Source organism: Methylosinus sp. RM1 (genome assembly GCF_011378635.1).
Taxonomy (GTDB): Bacteria; Pseudomonadota; Alphaproteobacteria; order Rhizobiales; family Beijerinckiaceae; genus Methylosinus; species Methylosinus sporium.
Window position 1 is genome coordinate 247311 of sequence record NZ_WOVC01000001.1, and the last position, 18127, is coordinate 265437.

Annotated in this window: 19 protein-coding genes; 11 read left to right on the plus strand and 8 right to left on the minus strand. The window is 67.0% G+C overall.

Going from position 1 to position 18127, the window contains the following annotated elements:
• Positions 1-104: 104 nt before the first annotated feature.
• The 9 genes from FMZ75_RS01085 (at position 105) to FMZ75_RS01125 (ending at position 7063) form a co-directional block, all read left to right on the plus strand.
• Complete coding sequence (locus tag FMZ75_RS01085; RefSeq protein WP_166140983.1) at positions 105-1043, plus strand: heme o synthase; 939 nt, start codon at positions 105-107, stop codon at positions 1041-1043.
• Positions 1044-1055: 12 nt separating this feature from the next.
• Positions 1056-1238, plus strand: a complete 183-nt coding sequence (locus FMZ75_RS01090; protein WP_108917103.1) for a hypothetical protein — start codon at positions 1056-1058, stop codon at positions 1236-1238.
• A 7-nt stretch (positions 1239-1245) separates the two neighbouring features.
• Entirely contained in the window at positions 1246-1845 is a 600-nt protein-coding gene (locus FMZ75_RS01095; RefSeq protein ID WP_142863273.1) for a cytochrome c oxidase assembly protein, read from the plus strand.
• 109 nt (positions 1846-1954) lie between these two features.
• Positions 1955-2818: a cytochrome c oxidase subunit 3 gene (locus FMZ75_RS01100; protein ID WP_166140984.1), complete on the plus strand. Its 864-nt coding sequence runs from the start codon at positions 1955-1957 to the stop codon at positions 2816-2818.
• Positions 2819-2924: 106 nt separating this feature from the next.
• Positions 2925-3305, plus strand: a complete 381-nt coding sequence (locus FMZ75_RS01105; protein ID WP_108917100.1) for a DUF983 domain-containing protein — start codon at positions 2925-2927, stop codon at positions 3303-3305.
• Positions 3295-4023: an SURF1 family protein gene (locus FMZ75_RS01110; protein ID WP_142863217.1), complete on the plus strand. Its 729-nt coding sequence runs from the start codon at positions 3295-3297 to the stop codon at positions 4021-4023. The genes FMZ75_RS01105 and FMZ75_RS01110 overlap by 11 nt, the downstream gene beginning before the upstream one ends.
• 95 nt (positions 4024-4118) lie before the next feature.
• Complete coding sequence (gene thrC / locus FMZ75_RS01115) at positions 4119-5531, plus strand: threonine synthase (protein ID WP_166140985.1); 1413 nt, start codon at positions 4119-4121, stop codon at positions 5529-5531.
• Positions 5532-5541: 10 nt separating this feature from the next.
• Positions 5542-6141 carry a GNAT family N-acetyltransferase gene (locus FMZ75_RS01120; protein ID WP_108917097.1) on the plus strand — a complete coding sequence of 200 codons (600 nt, stop codon included), beginning with the start codon at positions 5542-5544 and terminating at the stop codon, positions 6139-6141.
• Between the two features lie 142 nt (positions 6142-6283).
• Positions 6284-7063, plus strand: a complete 780-nt coding sequence (locus FMZ75_RS01125; protein WP_166140986.1) for a WecB/TagA/CpsF family glycosyltransferase — start codon at positions 6284-6286, stop codon at positions 7061-7063.
• A 325-nt stretch (positions 7064-7388) separates the two neighbouring features.
• Here FMZ75_RS01125 and hisG read toward each other — a convergent pair whose 3' ends face one another.
• The 7 genes from hisG to FMZ75_RS01160 form a co-directional block, all read right to left on the minus strand.
• Entirely contained in the window at positions 7389-8363 is a 975-nt protein-coding gene (gene hisG / locus FMZ75_RS01130) for an ATP phosphoribosyltransferase (protein ID WP_166140987.1), read from the minus strand.
• The gene (locus FMZ75_RS01135) at positions 8360-9499 is read right to left on the minus strand and encodes an ATP phosphoribosyltransferase regulatory subunit (RefSeq protein ID WP_166140988.1); all 1140 of its coding nucleotides are present in this window, start codon (positions 9497-9499) and stop codon (positions 8360-8362) included. Before FMZ75_RS01135 ends, hisG begins: the two co-directional genes overlap by 4 nt.
• Before the next feature lie 106 nt (positions 9500-9605).
• Positions 9606-10166 carry a CHAT domain-containing protein gene (locus tag FMZ75_RS22085; protein ID WP_370464655.1) on the minus strand — a complete coding sequence of 187 codons (561 nt, stop codon included), beginning with the start codon at positions 10164-10166 and terminating at the stop codon, positions 9606-9608.
• Positions 10167-10220: 54 nt separating this feature from the next.
• Positions 10221-10790, minus strand: a complete 570-nt coding sequence (locus tag FMZ75_RS01145; protein ID WP_166140990.1) for a hypothetical protein — start codon at positions 10788-10790, stop codon at positions 10221-10223.
• A 232-nt stretch (positions 10791-11022) separates the two neighbouring features.
• Positions 11023-13167, minus strand: coding sequence for a polyribonucleotide nucleotidyltransferase (gene pnp, locus FMZ75_RS01150; RefSeq protein ID WP_166140991.1), 2145 nt, complete (start codon positions 13165-13167; stop codon positions 11023-11025).
• A gap of 369 nt (positions 13168-13536) precedes the next feature.
• Complete coding sequence (gene rpsO, locus FMZ75_RS01155) at positions 13537-13806, minus strand: 30S ribosomal protein S15 (protein WP_108917093.1); 270 nt, start codon at positions 13804-13806, stop codon at positions 13537-13539.
• A gap of 170 nt (positions 13807-13976) precedes the next feature.
• Positions 13977-15746, minus strand: a complete 1770-nt coding sequence (locus FMZ75_RS01160) for a symporter-like protein (protein ID WP_166140992.1) — start codon at positions 15744-15746, stop codon at positions 13977-13979.
• Positions 15747-15877: 131 nt separating this feature from the next.
• Between FMZ75_RS01160 and glpE the strand changes: the two genes are divergently transcribed.
• Entirely contained in the window at positions 15878-16672 is a 795-nt protein-coding gene (gene glpE, locus FMZ75_RS01165) for a thiosulfate sulfurtransferase GlpE (RefSeq protein ID WP_166140993.1), read from the plus strand.
• A gap of 85 nt (positions 16673-16757) precedes the next feature.
• Complete coding sequence (locus FMZ75_RS01170; RefSeq protein ID WP_166140994.1) at positions 16758-17048, plus strand: hypothetical protein; 291 nt, start codon at positions 16758-16760, stop codon at positions 17046-17048.
• Between the two features lie 184 nt (positions 17049-17232).
• Here the strand turns inward: FMZ75_RS01170 and cysE are convergent, their stop codons facing one another.
• Positions 17233-18084, minus strand: coding sequence for a serine O-acetyltransferase (gene cysE, locus FMZ75_RS01175; protein WP_166141029.1), 852 nt, complete (start codon positions 18082-18084; stop codon positions 17233-17235).
• Between the last annotated feature and the right edge of the window lie 43 nt (positions 18085-18127).

The following is an 18127-nucleotide window of genomic DNA, read 5'->3' on the forward strand; positions in this document are numbered from 1 at the left end:
GCGATCCGGCTCTTCTCCCGGGACGGACGCCCCGCGAGACCCTCGGACGAGCGACGACGATCGTCGAAAGATCGAGAACGATCGCCGATAAAAAGAGTGAGAGCATGAGCGACGCCTCCTTCATCATCGACGAAGCTTCGGCCCCGCGTGCGCCTGTCGCCGCCCCTGGCGATTATTTCGCCCTGCTGAAGCCGCGCGTGATGTCGCTCGTCGTGTTCACGGCGCTCGCCGGCATTCTGCTGGCTCCTGTCGCGCCGCATCCTTTCCTCGCCTTCGCCTCGCTGCTGGCCATAGCCGTCGGCGCGGGCGCGTCGGGCGCGCTCAACATGTGGTATGACGCCGATATCGACCGGCTGATGACGCGCACGCGCGGCCGTCCCATTCCCGCCGGCCGGCTCGGCCGCGAGGAGGCGCTCGCCTTCGGCCTCTTCCTCTCCATAATGGCGGTGTTCACGCTCGGCCTGGTCGCCAATTGGCTGGCCGCCGGTCTGCTCGCCTTCACCATCTTCTTCTATGTCGTCGTCTATACGATGTGGCTGAAGCGCACGACGCCGATGAACATCGTCATCGGCGGCGCGGCCGGCGCGCTGCCGCCCGTCGTCGGCTTCGCCGCGGCGACCGGCGCCGTCGATCTCTCCAGCGTCATTCTCTTCGGCGTCATCTTCATGTGGACGCCGCCGCATTTCTGGGCGCTGGCGCTGGTCAAGCGCGCGGAATATGGCGCCGCCGGCATCCCCATGCTTCCCAACGTGCATGGCGAGACGCGCACCCGCCTCGAGATCCTCGTCTATTCCATCCTTCTCGCGCCCATTGGCGTCGCGCCCTATCTGCTCGGCTTCGCCTCGCCGGTCTATGGCGCCGTCGCGCTGCTGCTGGGCGCGGCGCTGGTCGCCTGCGCGGTGGAGGTCTATCTGCGCCGCGAGGGCGACAAGGCGCGCCGCGCGGCGATGCGCCTCTTCTTCTTCTCCATCGTCTATTTGACGCTGTTGTTCATGGTTCTGGTGATCGAGAGGCTTCTCGCCCTCTCGTCCTGGCTCGCTTGAGCGGAGGAGCGCATGACGATCGGCCGACATGAGGACACTGAGCGGCGAGAGGGCGTTGTCCTCACGCCGGAGCAGGCGAAGAGCCGCCGCGCCCGCAACATTGCGATCGGCGTCGCCGTCGCGCTGTTCGTGGCGCTCTTCTATTTCGTCACCATAGTGAAGCTCGGCGGCAACGTCGTGCCACGGGCCGAGTGAGGTCGTGATGGGCGCGGATCGCAAAGAGAAAAGCCACGCCGGCAGGGGCGCCTGGCTGCTGATCGGCGGCTCCGTGGCCATGCTGATCCTGTCCTTCGCCTCGGTTCCGCTCTATCGCGCCTTCTGCTCGGCGACCGGCTTCGGCGGCACGACGCAGGTCGCCAAGGTCGCGCCGGCCAAGCCCGGCGAGCGCAGCATCGGCGTGCGCTTCGACGCCAATGTCGCGCGCGATCTGCCCTGGCGCTTCGAGCCGGAGACGCCCCGCATCGTGGTGCGCACCGGCGAGACCGCGACGATCTATTACAAGGTCGTCAATCTCTCCGATCAGGAGACGAGCGGCGTCGCCGCCTACAATGTCAGTCCGGACCAGGCCGGCGCCTATTTCGACAAGCTCGCCTGCTTCTGCTTCTCGGAGCAGAAGCTCGCGCCGCATGAGAGCGCCGAATGGCCGGTGGTCTTCTTCCTCGATCCGGCGCTCGAATCCGACGAGACGATGAGCCGCGTCGAGGAGATCACCCTGTCCTATTCCTTCTTCTCCTCCAAAAAGGCAAAGGAAGCGAAGCCCAAGGAGGCGGCGAGCGGAGAGGGCGCGAAGCCGAAGACGTGATGGAAAAAGAATGCGACGGGGGGCGTCCGCGGCGGGGCGAACCATCCCGAGCGAATGGAGCCTTAGTGAACGAGACCGGCCCGGCCGGCGAAATCTCGAGGAAAATGAAATGTCGGACGGACACGCGAAACCAAATCACGATTACCATCTCGTCGATCCGAGCCCGTGGCCGCTCGTCGGCTCACTCGCCGCATTGTTCACCGCGATCGGCGCCATTTATTGGATGAAGGGTCTGCCGCTGCTGGGCGTCAAGGTCGGCGGCCCGGTTCTGTTCAGCGCGGGCTTCGCCGCCATTCTCTTCACAATGTGGTCCTGGTGGAGCGACATCATCCGCGAGGCGGAGCACGAGGGCCATCACACGGCGGTCGTGCAGCTGCATCATCGCTATGGCGTCATTCTCTTCATCCTCTCCGAGGTGATGTTCTTCGTCGCCTGGTTCTGGGCCTTCTTCAATTCGGCGATCTTTCCGGCCGATCCGCAGCAATTCGCCCGCACCGAGCTGTTTCAGGGCGTGTGGCCGCCGCATGGGATCGAAGTGCTCAATCCCTGGCATCTGCCGCTGCTCAACACGGTGATCCTGCTCACTTCGGGCGCGACGCTCACCTATGCGCATCACGGCCTGCTGCACAATGATCGCGACAAGCTGAAAAAGGGCCTCATCGCCACCATCGCGCTCGGCCTGATCTTCACCTGCGTCCAGGCCTATGAATACGCCCATGCGCCTTTCGCCTTCAAAGGCTCCATCTATGGCGCGAGCTTCTTCATGGCGACCGGCTTTCACGGCTTCCATGTGATCGTCGGCTCCATCTTCCTGATCGTCTGCCTCGCGCGCGCCTATGCCGGCCAGTTCAAGCCGGAGCAGCATCTCGGCTTCGAGTTCGCCGCGTGGTATTGGCATTTCGTCGACGTCGTCTGGCTGTTCCTGTTCGCCTCCATCTATGTGTGGGGCAACTGGGGCGGCCATATGGAGTGACGGGACGAGCCCATTTCGGCTTCTTTTGAGAGAAGCGCCGGCGGGGTCTCGTCGGCGCTTCTTTCGTTTCGTCGATCTCTCGCCCTCGCAAAGGGATAGGAACACTATGGCCGCGGACGAACGCTCCACCGTCAATCCTTATGTCGCCGGCCTGCTCGGCCGCTGCCCGCGTTGCGGCAAAGGACATTTGTTCCGCGGCTTCCTCGCGCTCGCGCCGAGCTGTGAGGTCTGCGGGCTCGATCTCGCCTTCGCCGATTCGGGCGACGGGCCGGCCGTTTTCGTGATGACCATCGCCGGCTTCATCGTCGTCGGCGCGGCGCTCTATGTCGAGGTCGCCTATGCGCCGCCCTATTGGGTGCATGGGCTCATCTTCCTCCCACTCACCGTCATCGTCTGCGCCGGCCTGCTGCGGCCGGCCAAGAGCCTCTTGATCGCCCTGCAATATTTCAACAAGGCGGAGGAGGGGCAGCGCGCCGATGAGGGCTGAAGCGCGCGCCCTCATCGGGCCGGCGATCTTTTCGTTCTTCATGGTGGCGCTGCTCGCCGGGCTCGGCGTCTGGCAGCTCCGCCGCCTCGCCTGGAAGGAGGCGCTGATCGAGCGCGTGGAGACGCGCGCGACCGCCGCTCCGGTCGCGCCGCCGCCCCGCGCGCAATGGGACGCGCTCGCGCCGCAGGATTATGATTTCACCCATGTCCGCGTCTTCGGCCATTTCGATCTTTCGCGCGAGGCGCTGATCTTCTCGCCGCCGCCGTCGGGAGCGGGGGTGGAGCCGGGTTTCCGCGTCATCGCGCCTCTGCTGCTCGACGACGGCGGCGCCATTCTCGTCGATCGCGGCTTTCTGCCGCTCTCGCAGCGCGCCGACGAGACGCGCAAGCGCACGCCCTCGGGTGCTGTCATGCTCACCGGCCTGCTGCGCGGCCCGCAGGCGCGCAATCTCTTCACGCCCGCCGATTCGCCGCAGGACGGGCTGTTCTATACGAGCGACGCGCGGGCGCTTGCCGCGCATTTGAAAATCGCCGACGCCGCGCCTTTTCTGCTCGAGCTCGATCCCGCAGCGCCGGCGCCCGGCCTGCCGCGCGTCTATGATCACAATATCGAGCTTTCCAATAATCATCTCTCCTACGCCATCACCTGGTTCGCGCTGTCGGCGGCGGTCGCCGGAGGCTTCGCCTTCTACGCATTCGGCCGGCTGAAGCAGCGCTGACGCGGCCGCTGATTCTCGAGCGGCGCCGAATCTCACGACGATTTCGGCGTCTTCGGACTTTGCCGACGCCGGCTCCGCGGGTTAGAAGAGACGCCGTGCGCTACATTTCCACACGCGGCGAAGCTCCAGAGCTCGCCTTCGAAGACGTCCTTCTCGCCGGCCTCGCCTCCGACGGCGGGCTCTATGCGCCCGTCGCCTATCCGGGACTAGCGCGCGGCGATATCGCTTCTCTCGCCGGCCTCCCCTATGCCGAGGCCAGCGCGCGCATCATCGCGCCTTTCCTCGGCGAGGCGTTCGACGGCGCCGAGCTGCGCGCGCTGACGCAGTGCGCCTATTCGAGCTTCCGTCACAGCGCCATCGCGCCGCTGACGCAGATCGCCGATAATCTCTTCGTCCTCGAGCTGTTCCATGGCCCGACGCTGGCGTTCAAGGACGTCGCCATGCAATTGCTCGGGCGCATGATGGACGCCGTCCTCGCCCGCCGCGATTTGCGCGCGACCATCGTCGGCGCCACCTCGGGCGACACGGGGGCGGCGGCGATCGAGGCCTTCGCCGGGCTCGATCGGGTCGATGTCTTCATCCTCTATCCGCATGAGCGCGTCTCGGACGTGCAGCGCCGGCAGATGACGACGGTCGAGGCCGCCAACATCCACACCATTGCGCTGCGCGGCTCCTTCGACGATGCGCAATCGATTCTGAAATCGCTGTTCCGCGACGCGCGCTTCCGCGAGAGCGTCGGCCTCGCCGGCGTCAATTCCATCAATTGGGCGCGCGTCGTCGCGCAGACGGCCTATTATTTCACGAGCGCCGTCGCGCTCGGCGCGCCGCACCGCGAGGTGAGCTTTTCCGTGCCCACTGGCAATTTCGGCGATGTGCTGGCGGGCTATGTGGCCGAGCGCATGGGTCTGCCGGTTGGCAAGCTCGTCATCGGCACGAATTCCAACGATATTCTCGCGCGCACGCTGGCGAGCGGGCGCTATGAGCTGCGTGGCGTGACGCCGACGCAATCGCCGTCGATGGATATTCAGATCTCGTCCAATTTCGAGCGTCTGCTGTTCGACGTTTATGGCCGTGACGCCGCGCAGATTCGCGGGCTGATGGGCGCGCTGGATCAGTCCAAGGGCTTTACCGTCGCCCCCGCGCCGCTCGAAGCGATCCGCGCGGAATTCGAGGCGAGCGCGGCCTATGAGGCCGACACCACGGAAGAGATCGCCCGCACCTATCGCGAGACCGGCTATATTCTCGATCCGCACGCCGCCACCGGCGTTCATGCGGCGAGAAAGCGCCTCGCGGTCGATCCTGCGACGCCGATCGTCTCGCTCGCCACCGCCCATCCGGCGAAATTCCCGGATGCTGTGGAGCGCGCTATCGGCAAGCGCCCGCCACTGCCCGAGCATCTCGCGCATATTCTGGACGCGCGCGAGCGCTTCACCGTGCTCGACAATGATGCGGGCAAGGTCGCGGCCTTTATTTCCGAGCGCGCCCGCGCAGCGCGCGCCACGGTCTGAGAGGGCTGTCATGGCGCTCTTCGGCCTCGTTCCCGCCTATCGCGATCTGCCGCTGCGCGGCGACGGCGTCTATCTGCGCAGCTCGGAGATGCGGGATTTCGTCGCCTGGGCCTCGCTCAGGGAGCGCAGCCGCGCCTTTCTGACGCCCTGGGAGCCGACCTGGCCCTCGGATGATCTCACCCGCGCCAGCTTTCGTTATCGCGTGCGCCGCCACGCCGAGGAAATAGCGCGCGACGAGGCCTATTCCTTCTTCGTCTTCCGCGAGGCGGACGACGTTCTCGTCGGCGGCTTGACGCTCGGCCATGTGCGGCGCGGCGTGTCGCAGGCGGCGACGCTCGGCTATTGGATGGGCGAGCCCTATGCCGGCAAGGGCTATATGTCCCGCGCCGTGCGGGCGGCGCTCGATTACGCCTTCAGCCGCCAGCGCCTGCATCGCGTCGAGGCCGCCTGCCTGCCGTCCAACGCCGCCTCCATCCGGCTGCTGGAGCGCAATGGCTTCCACCAGGAGGGCTTCGCGCGGGCTTATCTCAACATCAACGGCCAGTGGCGCGACCATCTCCTCTTCGCGCGGCTCGACAGCGATCCTTCGCCGACGCGCCGGTCGCTCTGAGCGGAGGGCCTCTGCAGCCCCGCGTTTCGAATCCGCACAACCGAGCCGCGATTCTTTCTGGCACGCATCTCTCAGCCTACCCATCGACATTGCCGTCCACGTTCCGAATCGGGACGGCAGGCGAAAAAAGGGTAGAGTATTCATGGCGTTCGAGCGTACACGGGCGTTTCGGAACATCGAAGAGGTTACAGTCGGCGGCGCGCAGGTCGCCCGTCTCGATCTCGCCGGCACCGCGCGGCTGATGATCGAGGCGGCTCTCCGCCCAGCGCGGGAGAACGGGCCTCTCTATCTCACCTCAGTCAATGGCGAGGTGCTGGCGCGGCGCCGCGCCAGCCGCGAATTCGCCGAGCTCGTCGACGCGGCCGATCTCGTCAGCGCCGACGGCCAGCCGCTCGTCTTCGCCTCGCGCCTACTCGGCGCGCGCGCGCTGCCGGAGCGCGTCGCCACCACCGATCTCTATCCGCTGGTCGCCGAAATGGCCGAGCGCGAGGGCGTCACCTTCTACCTCTATGGCGCGACGGAGGAGATCAATCGCGAGACTTATGAGGTCACGAGGCGTCGCTTTCCGGGCCTTCGCATCATCGGCCGCTCGCACGGCTATCTCACCGGCGAGGAGCTCGAGCGCAAAATCGACGAAATAAACGACCTCGCGCCCGATATCGTCTGGCTCGCGCTCGGCGTGCCGCGCGAGCAGGAATTCGTGCGAAAATGGAGTGATCGCCTTCGAAACGTCAAAGTGATCAAGACATCTGGCGGTCTGTTCGATTTTCTGGCCGGCGCCAAGAAGCGCGCCCCTATGTGGATGCAGAAGGCGGGCCTCGAATGGGCCTTCCGTCTTCGGCTCGAGCCGCGCCGGCTGTTCTTGCGCTATGTGACGACCAATCCGATCGCGTTGCTGCTGCTATTGCGTCAAACGCATTGACCGTTCTCGCACCTCCGCCGGCGCGTCGAAGGCCGGCGGGCGTCCGAAGCCGCAGTGTAACGAGTTCGGCTTCGGGTCCCCGGCGCGCCGCGCCACTCCGCCAGCGCCGGGGACGACGCCGATCGAACGGCGAATTCTCATAATGGGAAAAGCGAGCCCGAATGGGCCGCAAATTCAATCCCCTCATCCTGAGGCGCTTTTTGCGGAACGCAAAAAGCCTCGAAGGATGCTCCAGCAGGCGGCGCTTCGACGACCCTTCGAGACGCCGGCTGCGCCGGCTCCTCAGGGTGAGGGGCTGGTGTTTCGGGGATCAAGCCAAACCGCGTCAAATCCGCCCTTGCAGCCGGCTCCACAGCGCATTCTCCGCGCTGAACACATAATCCAGCTTGGCGCTCGTCACCGTGCGCGCGCCTTTGGCGATCAGCCAATCGGCGAATTGCGGCGCGCCATCCGCCGGGGCGGAGAAGGTGACGAAGCCGCCGTCGCCGCGCTCGCGCAGCTCCACAGAAAATTTCTCCGCAGCTTCGGCGAGCAGGGCGTCGTCCAGCGTCAGGCGCGTGCGGATCTCGCGCGTCGTGCGGGCCTGCTCCTCGGCCGCTATGCGCGAGAGGATGATGCGCGCCGCCTCCCGCGCTCGCGGCGTCCAGGGCGCGGAAAGCGAGGCGACGAGATTGGCCTGCGAGCGCAGGATCACGCCATCGTCCAAAGTCTTCAGCGCATTGGCGACGAGCGTCGCGCCGGTGGTGGTGATGTCCACGATGAGATCGGCCGAGCCCGCCGCCGGCGCGCCTTCCGTGGCGCCGGAGCTCTCGACGATGCGATAATCGCCGATGGCGTGCTTGGCGAAGAAACGCCGCGTCGTGTGAATATATTTGGTGGCGACGCGCAGGCCGCGGCCATGGCGCGCGCGAAAGCCGGCCGAGACATCGGCGAGATCGGCCATGGTTCGCACGTCGATCCAGGCCTGCGGAACGGCGACCACCACATTGGCCTTGCCGAAGCCGAGCGGCGCCAGAATCTCCACCTTGCTCGCCGCGTCGGGAATCGTCTCGCGCACGAGGTCCTCCCCGGTCACGCCGAGATGGACGTCGCCGCTGGCGAGCCGCGCGGTGATCTCGGAGGCGGAGAGAAAGGCCGCCTCGGCGTCCTCCACTCCGGCCAACTGGCCGCGATAGTCGCGCGCCCCGCGCCCCTGCGTCACCTCTATGCCCGCGCGGGCGAAAAAGGCGTTGGCGTTCTCCTGCAGCCGGCCCTTGGAGGGAACGGCGACGATGAGTCTGTCGGTCGTCGTTGCGGTCATGCCGCGCTTCCTTTGCGCGCCGTCAGCCGATCGACCCATATGGCCGCGCCGACAGCGGGGATGTCCTGTTTTGCGCCCAGCGTCTTCAGCAGGCGGTCGTAGCGCCCGCCGCCGATGAGCGCCGGGCCGGCGGGCTCGCGCCGCGCCTCGAAGACGAAGCCCGAGTAATAATCGAGCCTGCGGGCGAAGCTCGCGGAGAAGCGCACGCGATCGAGATCGACGCCGCGCGCCGCGAGAAAGCCCGAGCGCGTGTCGAGCGAGTCGAGCGCCGCGGTCAGATCGAGCGCGGCGTCCTTCGCCAGCTCGCGCAGCGCGGCGGCGGCCTCGTCGATCTGCCCCTGCACGGCGAAAAAAGCATCGACCAGCGCATGTTTTTCAGCGCTCACTCCGGCGCCGCCGGCGAGGGCGGCCTGATCTAGAAAGCGCTCGGCGATCTCCCCGGCGCTGCGGCCGCCGACCGGCGAAATGCCGGCGATGGACAGAAGATCCTCGACGAGGGCGCGCGCCTCCTTGGCGTCCACCTTCTCGAGCGCGGCGAGCACGCCCGCGTGCTCCTTGCCATTGGCGGGCGGGGCGAAAATCTCAGAGAGCGACTCGCCGCGGGCGTGTCCCGTCTCGAGACGCCGGCGCCAGGCGGGCGGCAGGTCCAGCCGATCCAGAAAGGTGGAGACGAGGCCGGCGTCGCCGGTCTCCACATGCAGCGCGCCGCCATCGGCCGCGGAGGCGGCCTCGAGGGCGGCGGCGAGAATCTCGGCGTCGGCGGCCTCGCGATCGTCGCGGCCGAAGCTTTCGAGTCCGGCCTGCAACAGCTCGCCGCTGCCCGTCTCGCCCTCGGCGGGGAAGCGGAACACAGTGCCGCCATAGGCGAAGGAGGCGGGCGCCCCCGCCGTGGCCGAAGCGAGATAGGCGCGGCAGACGGGGATCGTATATTCCGGCCGCAGGCAGACGTCGTCGCCGGCGGCGTCGCTGGTGAGATAGAGACGGCCGCGGAAATCCTCGCCCGAGCGGTCGAGGAAGACGCCGGCCGGCTGCAATATCTTCGGCTCGCAGCGGGCAAAGCCCGCGCGCTGAAACGACGCCAATATCGCGCCGAGAGCGTCGCCGCTCGAAAAATCGGTTTTCGCCGCCTCGTTCACGCCTTTAGTCCCTCTTTTGCGGCCCTTCCTTAGCAAGGGCGGATGACATTCGCATCCGCTTTCCGGAGGGAGGGTGAATGAAGCGGGCGGCGGTAGCCGCCTCGGATCAGGGCTTGTGCAGCCGGAACATGTCCAAGGCCGGATCGGCGTGGCGCGCTCGGTCGAAGGCCCGTTCCGGGGACAGGCCTCGCCTCAGCAGAGAATGAAGCAAATAGTGAACGAAGAGCGCGGCGTCCGAGGCGTCGGGACAGTCCGCTGGCGCGATATACGCGGCGGCGCCCGCTTCGAGGAAGGCCTTCGCAAAAGCCGCATCGCCGGTCAGGCAGGCCGTGCTGACGACGATCGCTCCCGGCATTCGGGCGCGCTTTGCGATGGCGGCCGCCGGCAGCGAGCCGTCGACGAGCGCGCCGACGTCTACGCCATCGCCATAATCGCCGAACACCAAGCCGTTTTTGTCGCCGTGTCCGCAGATGACGACGAGTTTCGGATCATGTTCTTTCCGCTCGAGCGTGAGCAGGAAATCTTCCGGCGTCCCGACGAGGTGCAAGAGCACAGCCGCGCCGAGGCTTTCGAGCATCGACCGAATCAGCAGCGCTTCGAAAGCATCGCCCACGGCGATGACTGAGGCCGGCGTTTTCGGAGCAAAGTATTTCTCGTCGACGAGCATGTTTGGCCTTCACGCTCGGCCTTCGCAGATGGCGCGAGGCGATAGGGGTCGGCTCTAGAATTTGCACTCTTTCGGAAGCTTGTCCTCCGACCAATCGGCGAGGGAAATGGTCTGCGCCTTTATCTCCACCTTCTTGCCGTTGCGCGTTCCCTTGCCGGCCAGGAAATTGAGGTCGCAGCTCTTGCCGGCGTTGGGGTCGATCGTGTCGCGCGCCGCATAGGTGAAGCCGGCGACGATGAGCGCGCCATTGCGGCGGATCACCGTCAAAGTCTCGCTCCAGCGGTCGCGGCCGATCGAATCATTCTCGGATTTGATCAGCAGCGAGCCCTTGTCGCTCACCGCCAGCGAAGGCCGCTGGCCGGCCATGCCGCCATTCCAGGCGGCGTTCTTTTTGACCAAGGCGGGCTTGGCGCCGGCGCGCAGAGCGTCCTGATCGAGCCCGAGATAGACATAGAGATCGGCGCCATCGTCGAGATTGTCGACGAGCACGGCGAGATCACGGCCGCCGCCATCGGAGAGATAGATCGGCGTCGCGGAGAGAATGCGCTCGAGCGGCGCGGTCTCGGCGACGACGGGGGAGGCGGAGGAGAGAAGGGCGGCGAGAAATGCGAGATGCAATCGCATTGGAAAAAGCTCCTGCGAAACGGATCGCGAGGCGCTCATCCGACCCGGCTTTGCCGGGCTCCATTCTCCCGCGAGCGGGAGAATGGATGCGGCGTCGAACGCGGCGCCCGCTTTTTTCGATATTGCGCCTATTCGAAGAAAAAGGCGCGTCCTTCTCCCGCTCGCGGGAGAAGGTGGCCCGGCGCAGCCGGGTCGGATGAGGGCCCGCGCCGGGCGAGCCCCATCTGTCGTGTCACTCGCCGGCGTTGGCGGCTTCGGCCTTTTCCTTGGCCTCGAGGTCCTCGCCGGTCTGCTGATCGACGACGCGCATCGAGAGGCGCACCTTGCCGCGATCGTCGAAGCCGAGCAGCTTCACCTTCACCTTGTCGCCTTCCTTGACGACGTCGGTGGTCTTGTTCACGCGCTGCTTGGAGAGCTGCGAAATGTGGACGAGGCCGTCCTTGGCGCCGAAGAAATTGACGAAAGCGCCGAAGTCGGCGGTCTTCACCACGGTTCCCTCATAGATCTGACCGACCTCCGGATCGGAGGCGATCGACTTGATCCAATTGATTGCCGCCTTGATGGAGTTGCCGTCCGAGGAGGCGACCTTCACCGTGCCGTCGTCCTCGATATTGATCTTGGCGCCGGTCTTCTCGACGATCTCGCGAATGACCTTGCCGCCGGTGCCGATCACTTCGCGGATCTTGTCGGTGGCGATCTTCAGCGTCTCGATGCGCGGCGCGAACTCGCCGAGCTCGGCGCGCGAGGTGGTGAGCGCCTTGGCCATCTCGCCGAGAATATGCAGACGGCCCTCACGCGCCTGGCCCAGCGCCACGCGCATGATCTCTTCCGTGATGCCGGCGATCTTGATGTCCATCTGCAGCGAGGTCACGCCGTCCGACGTGCCCGCCACTTTGAAGTCCATGTCGCCGAGATGATCCTCGTCGCCGAGAATGTCGGACAGAACCGCGAAGCGCTCACCTTCGAGGATGAGGCCCATGGCGATGCCCGCCGTCGGCTTCTTCAGCGGCACGCCCGCATCCATCAGCGCCAGCGACGAGCCGCAGACGGTGGCCATGGACGAGGAGCCGTTGGACTCGGTGATCTCCGAGACGACGCGCAGCGTATAGGGGAATTCGGCGGCGGCCGGCAGCATCGGGCGAATGGCGCGCCAGGCGAGCTTGCCATGGCCGATCTCGCGGCGGCCGGGCGAGCCCATGCGGCCCGTCTCGCCGACGGAGTAGGGAGGGAAGTTGTAGTGGAGCAGGAAGCGCTCCTTATAGGTTCCCTCGAGCGAGTCGACGAATTGCTCGTCCTCGCCCGTGCCCAGCGTCGCGACGACCAGCGCCTGCGTCTCGCCGCGGGTGAACAGGGCAGAGCCATGGGTGCGCGGCAGCACGCCCACTTCGGCGACGATCGGGCGCACGGTCTTGACGTCGCGGCCGTCGATGCGAATGCCGTCGTCGAGAATGTTCCAGCGCACGACCTTGGCCTGCAGATCGTGGAAGGCCTCGGCGACATGCTCCTTGGAGAATTTCGCCTCGCCGCCTTCCGGCAGCAGGCCGGCGTAGACCTTGGCCTTCACCGCGTCGACGGCGGCGTAGCGGTCCTGCTTCACCGTGATCTTATAGGCGGCGCGCAGCTCCGCCTCGGCGATGGCGGCGACGGCGGCGTTGACCTCGGTCTTGTCGACGACGTCGAGATCGCGCGGGTCCTTGGCGGCGCGCTCGGCGAGACGGATGATCGCGTCGATCACCGGCTGGAAGCCGCGATGGCCGGTCATCACCGCCTCGAGCATCAGATCCTCGGAGAGCTCCTGCGCCTCCGATTCCACCATCAGCACGGCGTCCGACGTGCCGGCGACGACGAGGTCGAGCGCCGAGAGCTTCATCTCCTCGATGGTCGGATTGAGCTTGAGCTGGCCGTTGATATAGCCGACGCGGGCGCCGCCGATCGGCCCCATGAAGGGAATGCCGGAGAGCGTCAGCGCCGCCGAAGCCGCGACCATGGCGAGAATATCCGGGTCGTTCTCGAGATCATGGCTCAGCACGGTCACGATGACCTGCGTGTCATTGCGATAGCCGTCCGGGAACAAGGGGCGGATCGGCCGGTCGATGAGGCGGGAAACCAGCGTCTCGCGCTCGCTCGGGCGGCCTTCGCGCTTGAAATAGCCGCCCGGAATGCGGCCGGCGGCGAAAGCTTTCTCCTGGTAATTGACGGTCAGCGGGAAGAAGTCCTGGCCGGGCTTGGGCGCCTTGGCCGAGACGACGGTCGCGAGCACAGTGGTCTCGCCCCAGCTGGCGAAAACGGCGCCGTCCGCCTGGCGGGCGATCTTGCCGGTCTCGAGCACCAGCGTGCGGCCCGCCCAGTCGAGTTCTTCGCGATGGATTTGGAACATGTCTTTCGTCTTCCTCTCATGACGCGCCCCATTGCGCGTCGGCTGCTGGCGAGGCGTCATGGGCAAGACGGCGAGAGGCTGCGGGGCGGGGATTTTCAAAGACGCGAAGCCGCGAACGCTTCGAAAGTCCTCGCCGCAGCGTCCGGCGATCCTGCCATGACGATCCTGCCGAGGGTGGCGGCGCGACCCATGCCGCCCGCCGAAGGAGGGAAGGGCCGCCCTTTCGCGCATCCCTTCCGGCAATTAAGGCCGAATCGTTCGGCCGAATTCTCTTCTCATACGCGAAATCGCGGCGGACCGCGATCTCGCATTCTCTAATGCGCTTTCGAGGGCCGTCCAGCGGCCGTGCGAAAGCGCAGCGACCCAGGCTCAGCGACGGATGCCGAGACGCTCGATGATGGAGCGATAGCGCGGCTCGTCTCTCGACTTCACATAGTCGAGCAGCTGGCGACGCTGCGACACGAGCTTCAAGAGACCGCGACGCGAATGATTGTCCTTCACATGGGTCTTGAAGTGCTCGGTCAGATTGGTGATGCGCTCGGTGAGGATCGCAACCTGAACCTCGGGCGAGCCGGTGTCGTCCGGCTTGATCGCATATTCTTTGATGAGCGACTGCTTGCGCTCGGCGGTGATCGACATCGGTCGGTCCTTTTCTTTTCTGGTGTGGATCCGCAAGCCGCGGCCGGGGCCGGGATGTCGTCCAGCGAGGGTCGCCGCGAGCGGAGCCGCCCGGGCAGACCCGAGCGCACGAGGGGCTTATAGCAGAAAAGGCCGGGAAGGATAGGGCGCTCAGATATCGGCCGGGCGCCTCACACGCCCTTGTCCTCACGCAGCGCATTTCCGTCGCCCCGCCAAATCTCCTCGACGAAACCGCGCGACTCCGGCGTCGCCTGCGAAAAAGCCTGCGCGGAAAAGCCGCCGGCGAGCAGGCCCGCGACCGCGCCGCAGAGTCCCGCCCAGGCGAGCTGTTCTATGTCCGGCGGCGCGCTGTCGAGCACGAGCGTCGCCGCCATTGTCGCGAGGCCGCCAATTTGGCCGATCATCGCGTCCCGGTCCTGAGCGCGCGCGAAGAGCGCGAGGCCGACGAGCGGGACGAAGACCGCCGCCGACAGCGCGAGCGCCATGCCGACCAGCGTGCGCGCGTCGATCGCATTGGCGGCGCTGGTCGCCGAGCCGAGCGCGGTGACGCCCACCAGCGCCAGCCGCGTGATGGCGAGGCGCCGGCTCGTCAGCGCGGATTCGGCGCGCAGCCGATAGAGCGCGTCATGGCCGACGGCGGCGGCGCAGGCGTGCAGGCTGGCCGCCGCCAGAGCGAGGCCGGCGGCGATGATCCCCGAGGCGAGAAGGCCGGTGAGCGCCGCGCCGAGCTTGGCCAATTGCGGCAGGCCGCCGATGAGATATTCCGCGCGCACGGAAATATCCTCGGGCCGCAAGGGCGCGGCCGGCGGCAGCTTGCGGGCGAGGCAGGCCGCGCGCGCCTGCGCCGGCCCGTCGACCCGCGCGCCGCAAATCTGCACCAGGCCGCGCGCGCTCGCCGAATAGATCGATTCCGGCAGCCGCTCGGGCGTCTGGCCGACGGCGACATTGGAGACGATCAGCGCCGAGGAGGCGACCGTCGCCGTGATCAGCGCCGCCGCCGCCAGGGTCCAGAACAGGGCCGCGACGCCGGCCCGGCGCGCCGCCGCCGCGTCTTTCGTCGTCACGGCGGGCTCCAGCGCCGGCGCGAGCGTCGCCAGCCCGAGGGCGAGGCCGAGCATGGTCGTGATCTCGAGCGCCGCCGGCGCCGGCCGCGCGAGCCGCCAATTCTCGATGACGCGGACGGCGTCGCTCCAGGCGGTCTGATCGCCGATGAGCGGCAGAGGCGTCGGATAGCCTTGGAGCGACAGCGCGATCTGCGGCAGGGCGAAGCCGGCGATCAGCACGCCGGCCGCCGCGCAGGCGCTCCACAGCACGCCGCCGACGCCGCCCGGCCCGGCGATCAGCAATATCGCCGCGCCGATGAAGAAAGCCGCGAAAGGACGGCCCGCGCCGGTGAAGCCGACGAGAGCGTCCACCGCCGTCTGATAGCCGGCCAGAGCGACGATCCCCGAGGTGAGCGCGGCGACGGCGATCATGCCGAGCCGCGGCTCCATGCGGGAAAAGCGCGCCGCCAGCAGATCGGACAGCGAAAAAGCCCCGGTCTTGCGCAGCATCGGGCCGGTTGTCGCGCCGATGAGCGCGACCCCCAGCAGCAGGCCGAGCGTCACGCCGAGCGGCGAGCCGGCCCCGGTGAGCCGCGCCGCGAAAGGCGCCGCGAGGCCGGTGACGAGGGCCGCCTGCGCAAAGCCGGCATAGGCGGCAGGCGCCGCCCGCCCCGCCGCGTAATAGAAGGAGACGCTCATGGAATGCAGCAGAAAGCCGAGCGCGGCGAGAGCGACCACGGTGAAATAGGGCGAGACCAGCGCCACCAGCCGCTCCGGCGCGCCGACGCGATCGAGCAGAGCGACGAGCCCATAGGCCGTGGCGAAAGTGACGATCGCCAGCGCGATGCGGCCGTCGAGCCGCGCCCTGTCCTCGAAAGTCTCCGCCACATCCCGCATATCGGCCCTCCTTCGGCGAGCCTAGCCGACGAGAACGCCGAAAACCAGCGCGCGCGGTCCCTGAGCCGTGGCGCGAGCTGTTGGCCCCGTCTTCGCATGTCGCGTGGCGATCGAAGGGGAGAGATGCGGCAATGCAAGCGAGCTTTCGCAGGATCGACGTCACGGCGGCGCGCGACATCATCGGGCGCGGGCGCGCGCTCGTCATCGATGTGCGCGATCCGGAGTCTTTCGCGCGCGGCCATATAGACGGCGCGGAGCTGGCGACGCGGGAGAATATCTCTTCCTTCGTCACGCTGACGCCGAAGGATCGGGCCGTGGTCTTTTGCTGCTATCACGGCAATTCCAGCCAGGCCTACGCCAAATATTTCGCCGAGCAGGGGTTTTCGGACGTCTACAGCCTCGACGGCGGCTATGAGGCCTGGGCGATCGCCGAGCGCTCCGCGCCGGCTTCCGTGGCGCTCGGCCCGGAGCTCGAGGCTTTTCTCGCCGAGCACGGCTTTGCGCCCGGCGACGCCAATGGCCGCAACAAGGACAATGTGACGCCGCTGATGGTCGCCGCGCGCCTCGCCCCGCCGGCCCTCGTCGCCGAGCTGCTGCAGGCGGGCGCGGATATTCACGCGACCAATGTGGACGGCAATCAGGCGCTGTGGCTCGCTTGCGTCGGCGAGAGAGAGGAGAATATCGCGCTGCTGATCCGCGCCGGAATCGACATTCAGCACATAAATGTGAACGCCGCGACGCCGCTGATGTTCGCCGCCTCCTCCGGCCGCGCCCGCGCCGTGGCGCAATTGATGGCGGCGGGCGCCGATCCGTTATTCGAGACCGACCTCGGCCTCACCGCGCTGGACATGGCCTCGACCAAGGAATGCCTCGATCTGATGCGCGCGGAAGTGAAGCGGCGCAAAGCCATGGCGACGGCTTCGTGATCCGGCGGGAATAATTTTAAAGCGCCGATGGATCGAATCTCCGCGCCATCGGTTCCGCTCGAGGGGCTCTGCGCGGAGGCGATGAATGAACACGGCCAATCTTCAGCTCGAAGGCGTCTACGCCATACTCGCGGCGCTGTTCGGCGCATTGCGCGACAAGGGCGCGCTCGGACAGGAGGAGATCGATGCTCTGCTCGTCGATGTCGAGCTCTCGCTCGCCAATGATCCGTTGCGGCCGCGCGACATGCGCGACTCCAATGTCGAAGCCATCTGCTTTCCCGCGCGGCTGCTGCGTCTCGCTCTGCGCGAATCGGCGTCTGGAGAAAGCTTCTCCTTCGCGCAGCTCGCCGGGCGCGTCGGCCAAGAGACGCCGTGACGAGAGACGCCGTGAGGAGAGACGCCGCCGCAGTGAGGCGTTTCTACCTCCCCCTCGAGGGGGGAGGTCGAGCGCGAATGCGCTCGGGAGGGGGTGAAACCCCGAGTCTTTGCCGGCGAACCCCACCCCGTCCGGCTATCGCCGGCCGACCCTCCCCCTACAGGGGAGGGTGAATGCGCGCCGGTCAAATGGAATAGCTGAACGAATCGTAAGAGAGGCCGTTCAGAAACTGATCCATGTCGCGCGCCGGCTCGGCGCAGCCGGCGGTTCCCACAACTTTGGCCGGAACGCCCGCCACAGTGGCGTTGCGCGGCACGGGATGCAGAACGACAGAGCCGGCCGCGACGCGGGAGCAGGCGCCGATTTCTATATTGCCGAGAATCTTCGCGCCGGCGGCGATCATCACGCCGCGCCGCACCTTGGGATGGCGGTCGCCGCTCTCCTTGCCGGTGCCGCCGAGCGTCACGCTCTGCAGAATGGAGACATCGTCCTCCACCACCGCCGTCGCGCCGACGACGAGTCCCGTCGCGTGATCGAGAAAAATGCCGCGGCCGAAACGCGCCGCGGGATGAATGTCGGTCTGGAACGCGTCCGACGAGCGGCTCTGCAGATAGAGCGCCAGATCGGTCTGGCCATTGGTCCATAGCCAATGCGCCAGCCGATGGGTCTGTATCGCGTGAAAGCCTTTGAAGAAGAGCAGCGGCTCGATCAGCCGTCCGCAGGCGGCGTCGCGCTCGACGACGGCCTTTATGTCGGCGCGAAAAGCGTCGCCGATCGCGGGATCGGCGTCCAGCGCGCGGGCGAAGGCGTCGAAGAGCAGATCTTCCGTCACCGCGCCGCCGAGCCGCGCCGCGCAGCGTCGCGCCACCGCATCCTCGAAGGAGCGGCGATTGAGGACGAAGGTCAGCGCCAGGCTCGCCATCGCCGGCTCGCGCGCCAGCATGTCTTCGGCCTCGCGGAGGATATGCTCCCAGAGCGCGTCGCGACCCGTGGCGTCGGCGACGATCGCGCGGCTATGTTCCTGCGTCGCTCCCATCGGGCGTCTCCTCATTCGAAGATCCTCAATGTGGCTCGAGCGG

Bases quoted from the DNA above. Each gene is read 5' to 3' on its own strand.
- FMZ75_RS01090 (WP_108917103.1), top strand. From the start codon at position 1,056: ATGACGATCGGCCGACATGAGGACACTGAGCGGCGAGAGGGCGTTGTC.
- FMZ75_RS01125 (WP_166140986.1), top strand. From the start codon at position 6,284: ATGGCGTTCGAGCGTACACGGGCGTTTCGGAACATCGAAGAGGTTACA.
- FMZ75_RS01170 (WP_166140994.1), top strand. From the start codon at position 16,758: ATGAACACGGCCAATCTTCAGCTCGAAGGCGTCTACGCCATACTCGCG.
- FMZ75_RS01145 (WP_166140990.1), bottom strand. From the start codon at position 10,790: ATGCGATTGCATCTCGCATTTCTCGCCGCCCTTCTCTCCTCCGCCTCC.
- rpsO (WP_108917093.1), bottom strand. From the start codon at position 13,806: ATGTCGATCACCGCCGAGCGCAAGCAGTCGCTCATCAAAGAATATGCG.
- pnp (WP_166140991.1), bottom strand. From the start codon at position 13,167: ATGTTCCAAATCCATCGCGAAGAACTCGACTGGGCGGGCCGCACGCTG.
- FMZ75_RS01100 (WP_166140984.1), top strand. From the start codon at position 1,955: ATGTCGGACGGACACGCGAAACCAAATCACGATTACCATCTCGTCGAT.
- FMZ75_RS01110 (WP_142863217.1), top strand. From the start codon at position 3,295: ATGAGGGCTGAAGCGCGCGCCCTCATCGGGCCGGCGATCTTTTCGTTC.
- cysE (WP_166141029.1), bottom strand. From the start codon at position 18,084: ATGGGAGCGACGCAGGAACATAGCCGCGCGATCGTCGCCGACGCCACG.
- hisG (WP_166140987.1), bottom strand. From the start codon at position 8,363: ATGACCGCAACGACGACCGACAGACTCATCGTCGCCGTTCCCTCCAAG.
- FMZ75_RS01085 (WP_166140983.1), top strand. From the start codon at position 105: ATGAGCGACGCCTCCTTCATCATCGACGAAGCTTCGGCCCCGCGTGCG.
- FMZ75_RS01095 (WP_142863273.1), top strand. From the start codon at position 1,246: ATGGGCGCGGATCGCAAAGAGAAAAGCCACGCCGGCAGGGGCGCCTGG.
- glpE (WP_166140993.1), top strand. From the start codon at position 15,878: ATGCAAGCGAGCTTTCGCAGGATCGACGTCACGGCGGCGCGCGACATC.
- FMZ75_RS22085 (WP_370464655.1), bottom strand. From the start codon at position 10,166: ATGCTCGTCGACGAGAAATACTTTGCTCCGAAAACGCCGGCCTCAGTC.
- FMZ75_RS01105 (WP_108917100.1), top strand. From the start codon at position 2,925: ATGGCCGCGGACGAACGCTCCACCGTCAATCCTTATGTCGCCGGCCTG.
- FMZ75_RS01120 (WP_108917097.1), top strand. From the start codon at position 5,542: ATGGCGCTCTTCGGCCTCGTTCCCGCCTATCGCGATCTGCCGCTGCGC.
- FMZ75_RS01160 (WP_166140992.1), bottom strand. From the start codon at position 15,746: ATGCGGGATGTGGCGGAGACTTTCGAGGACAGGGCGCGGCTCGACGGC.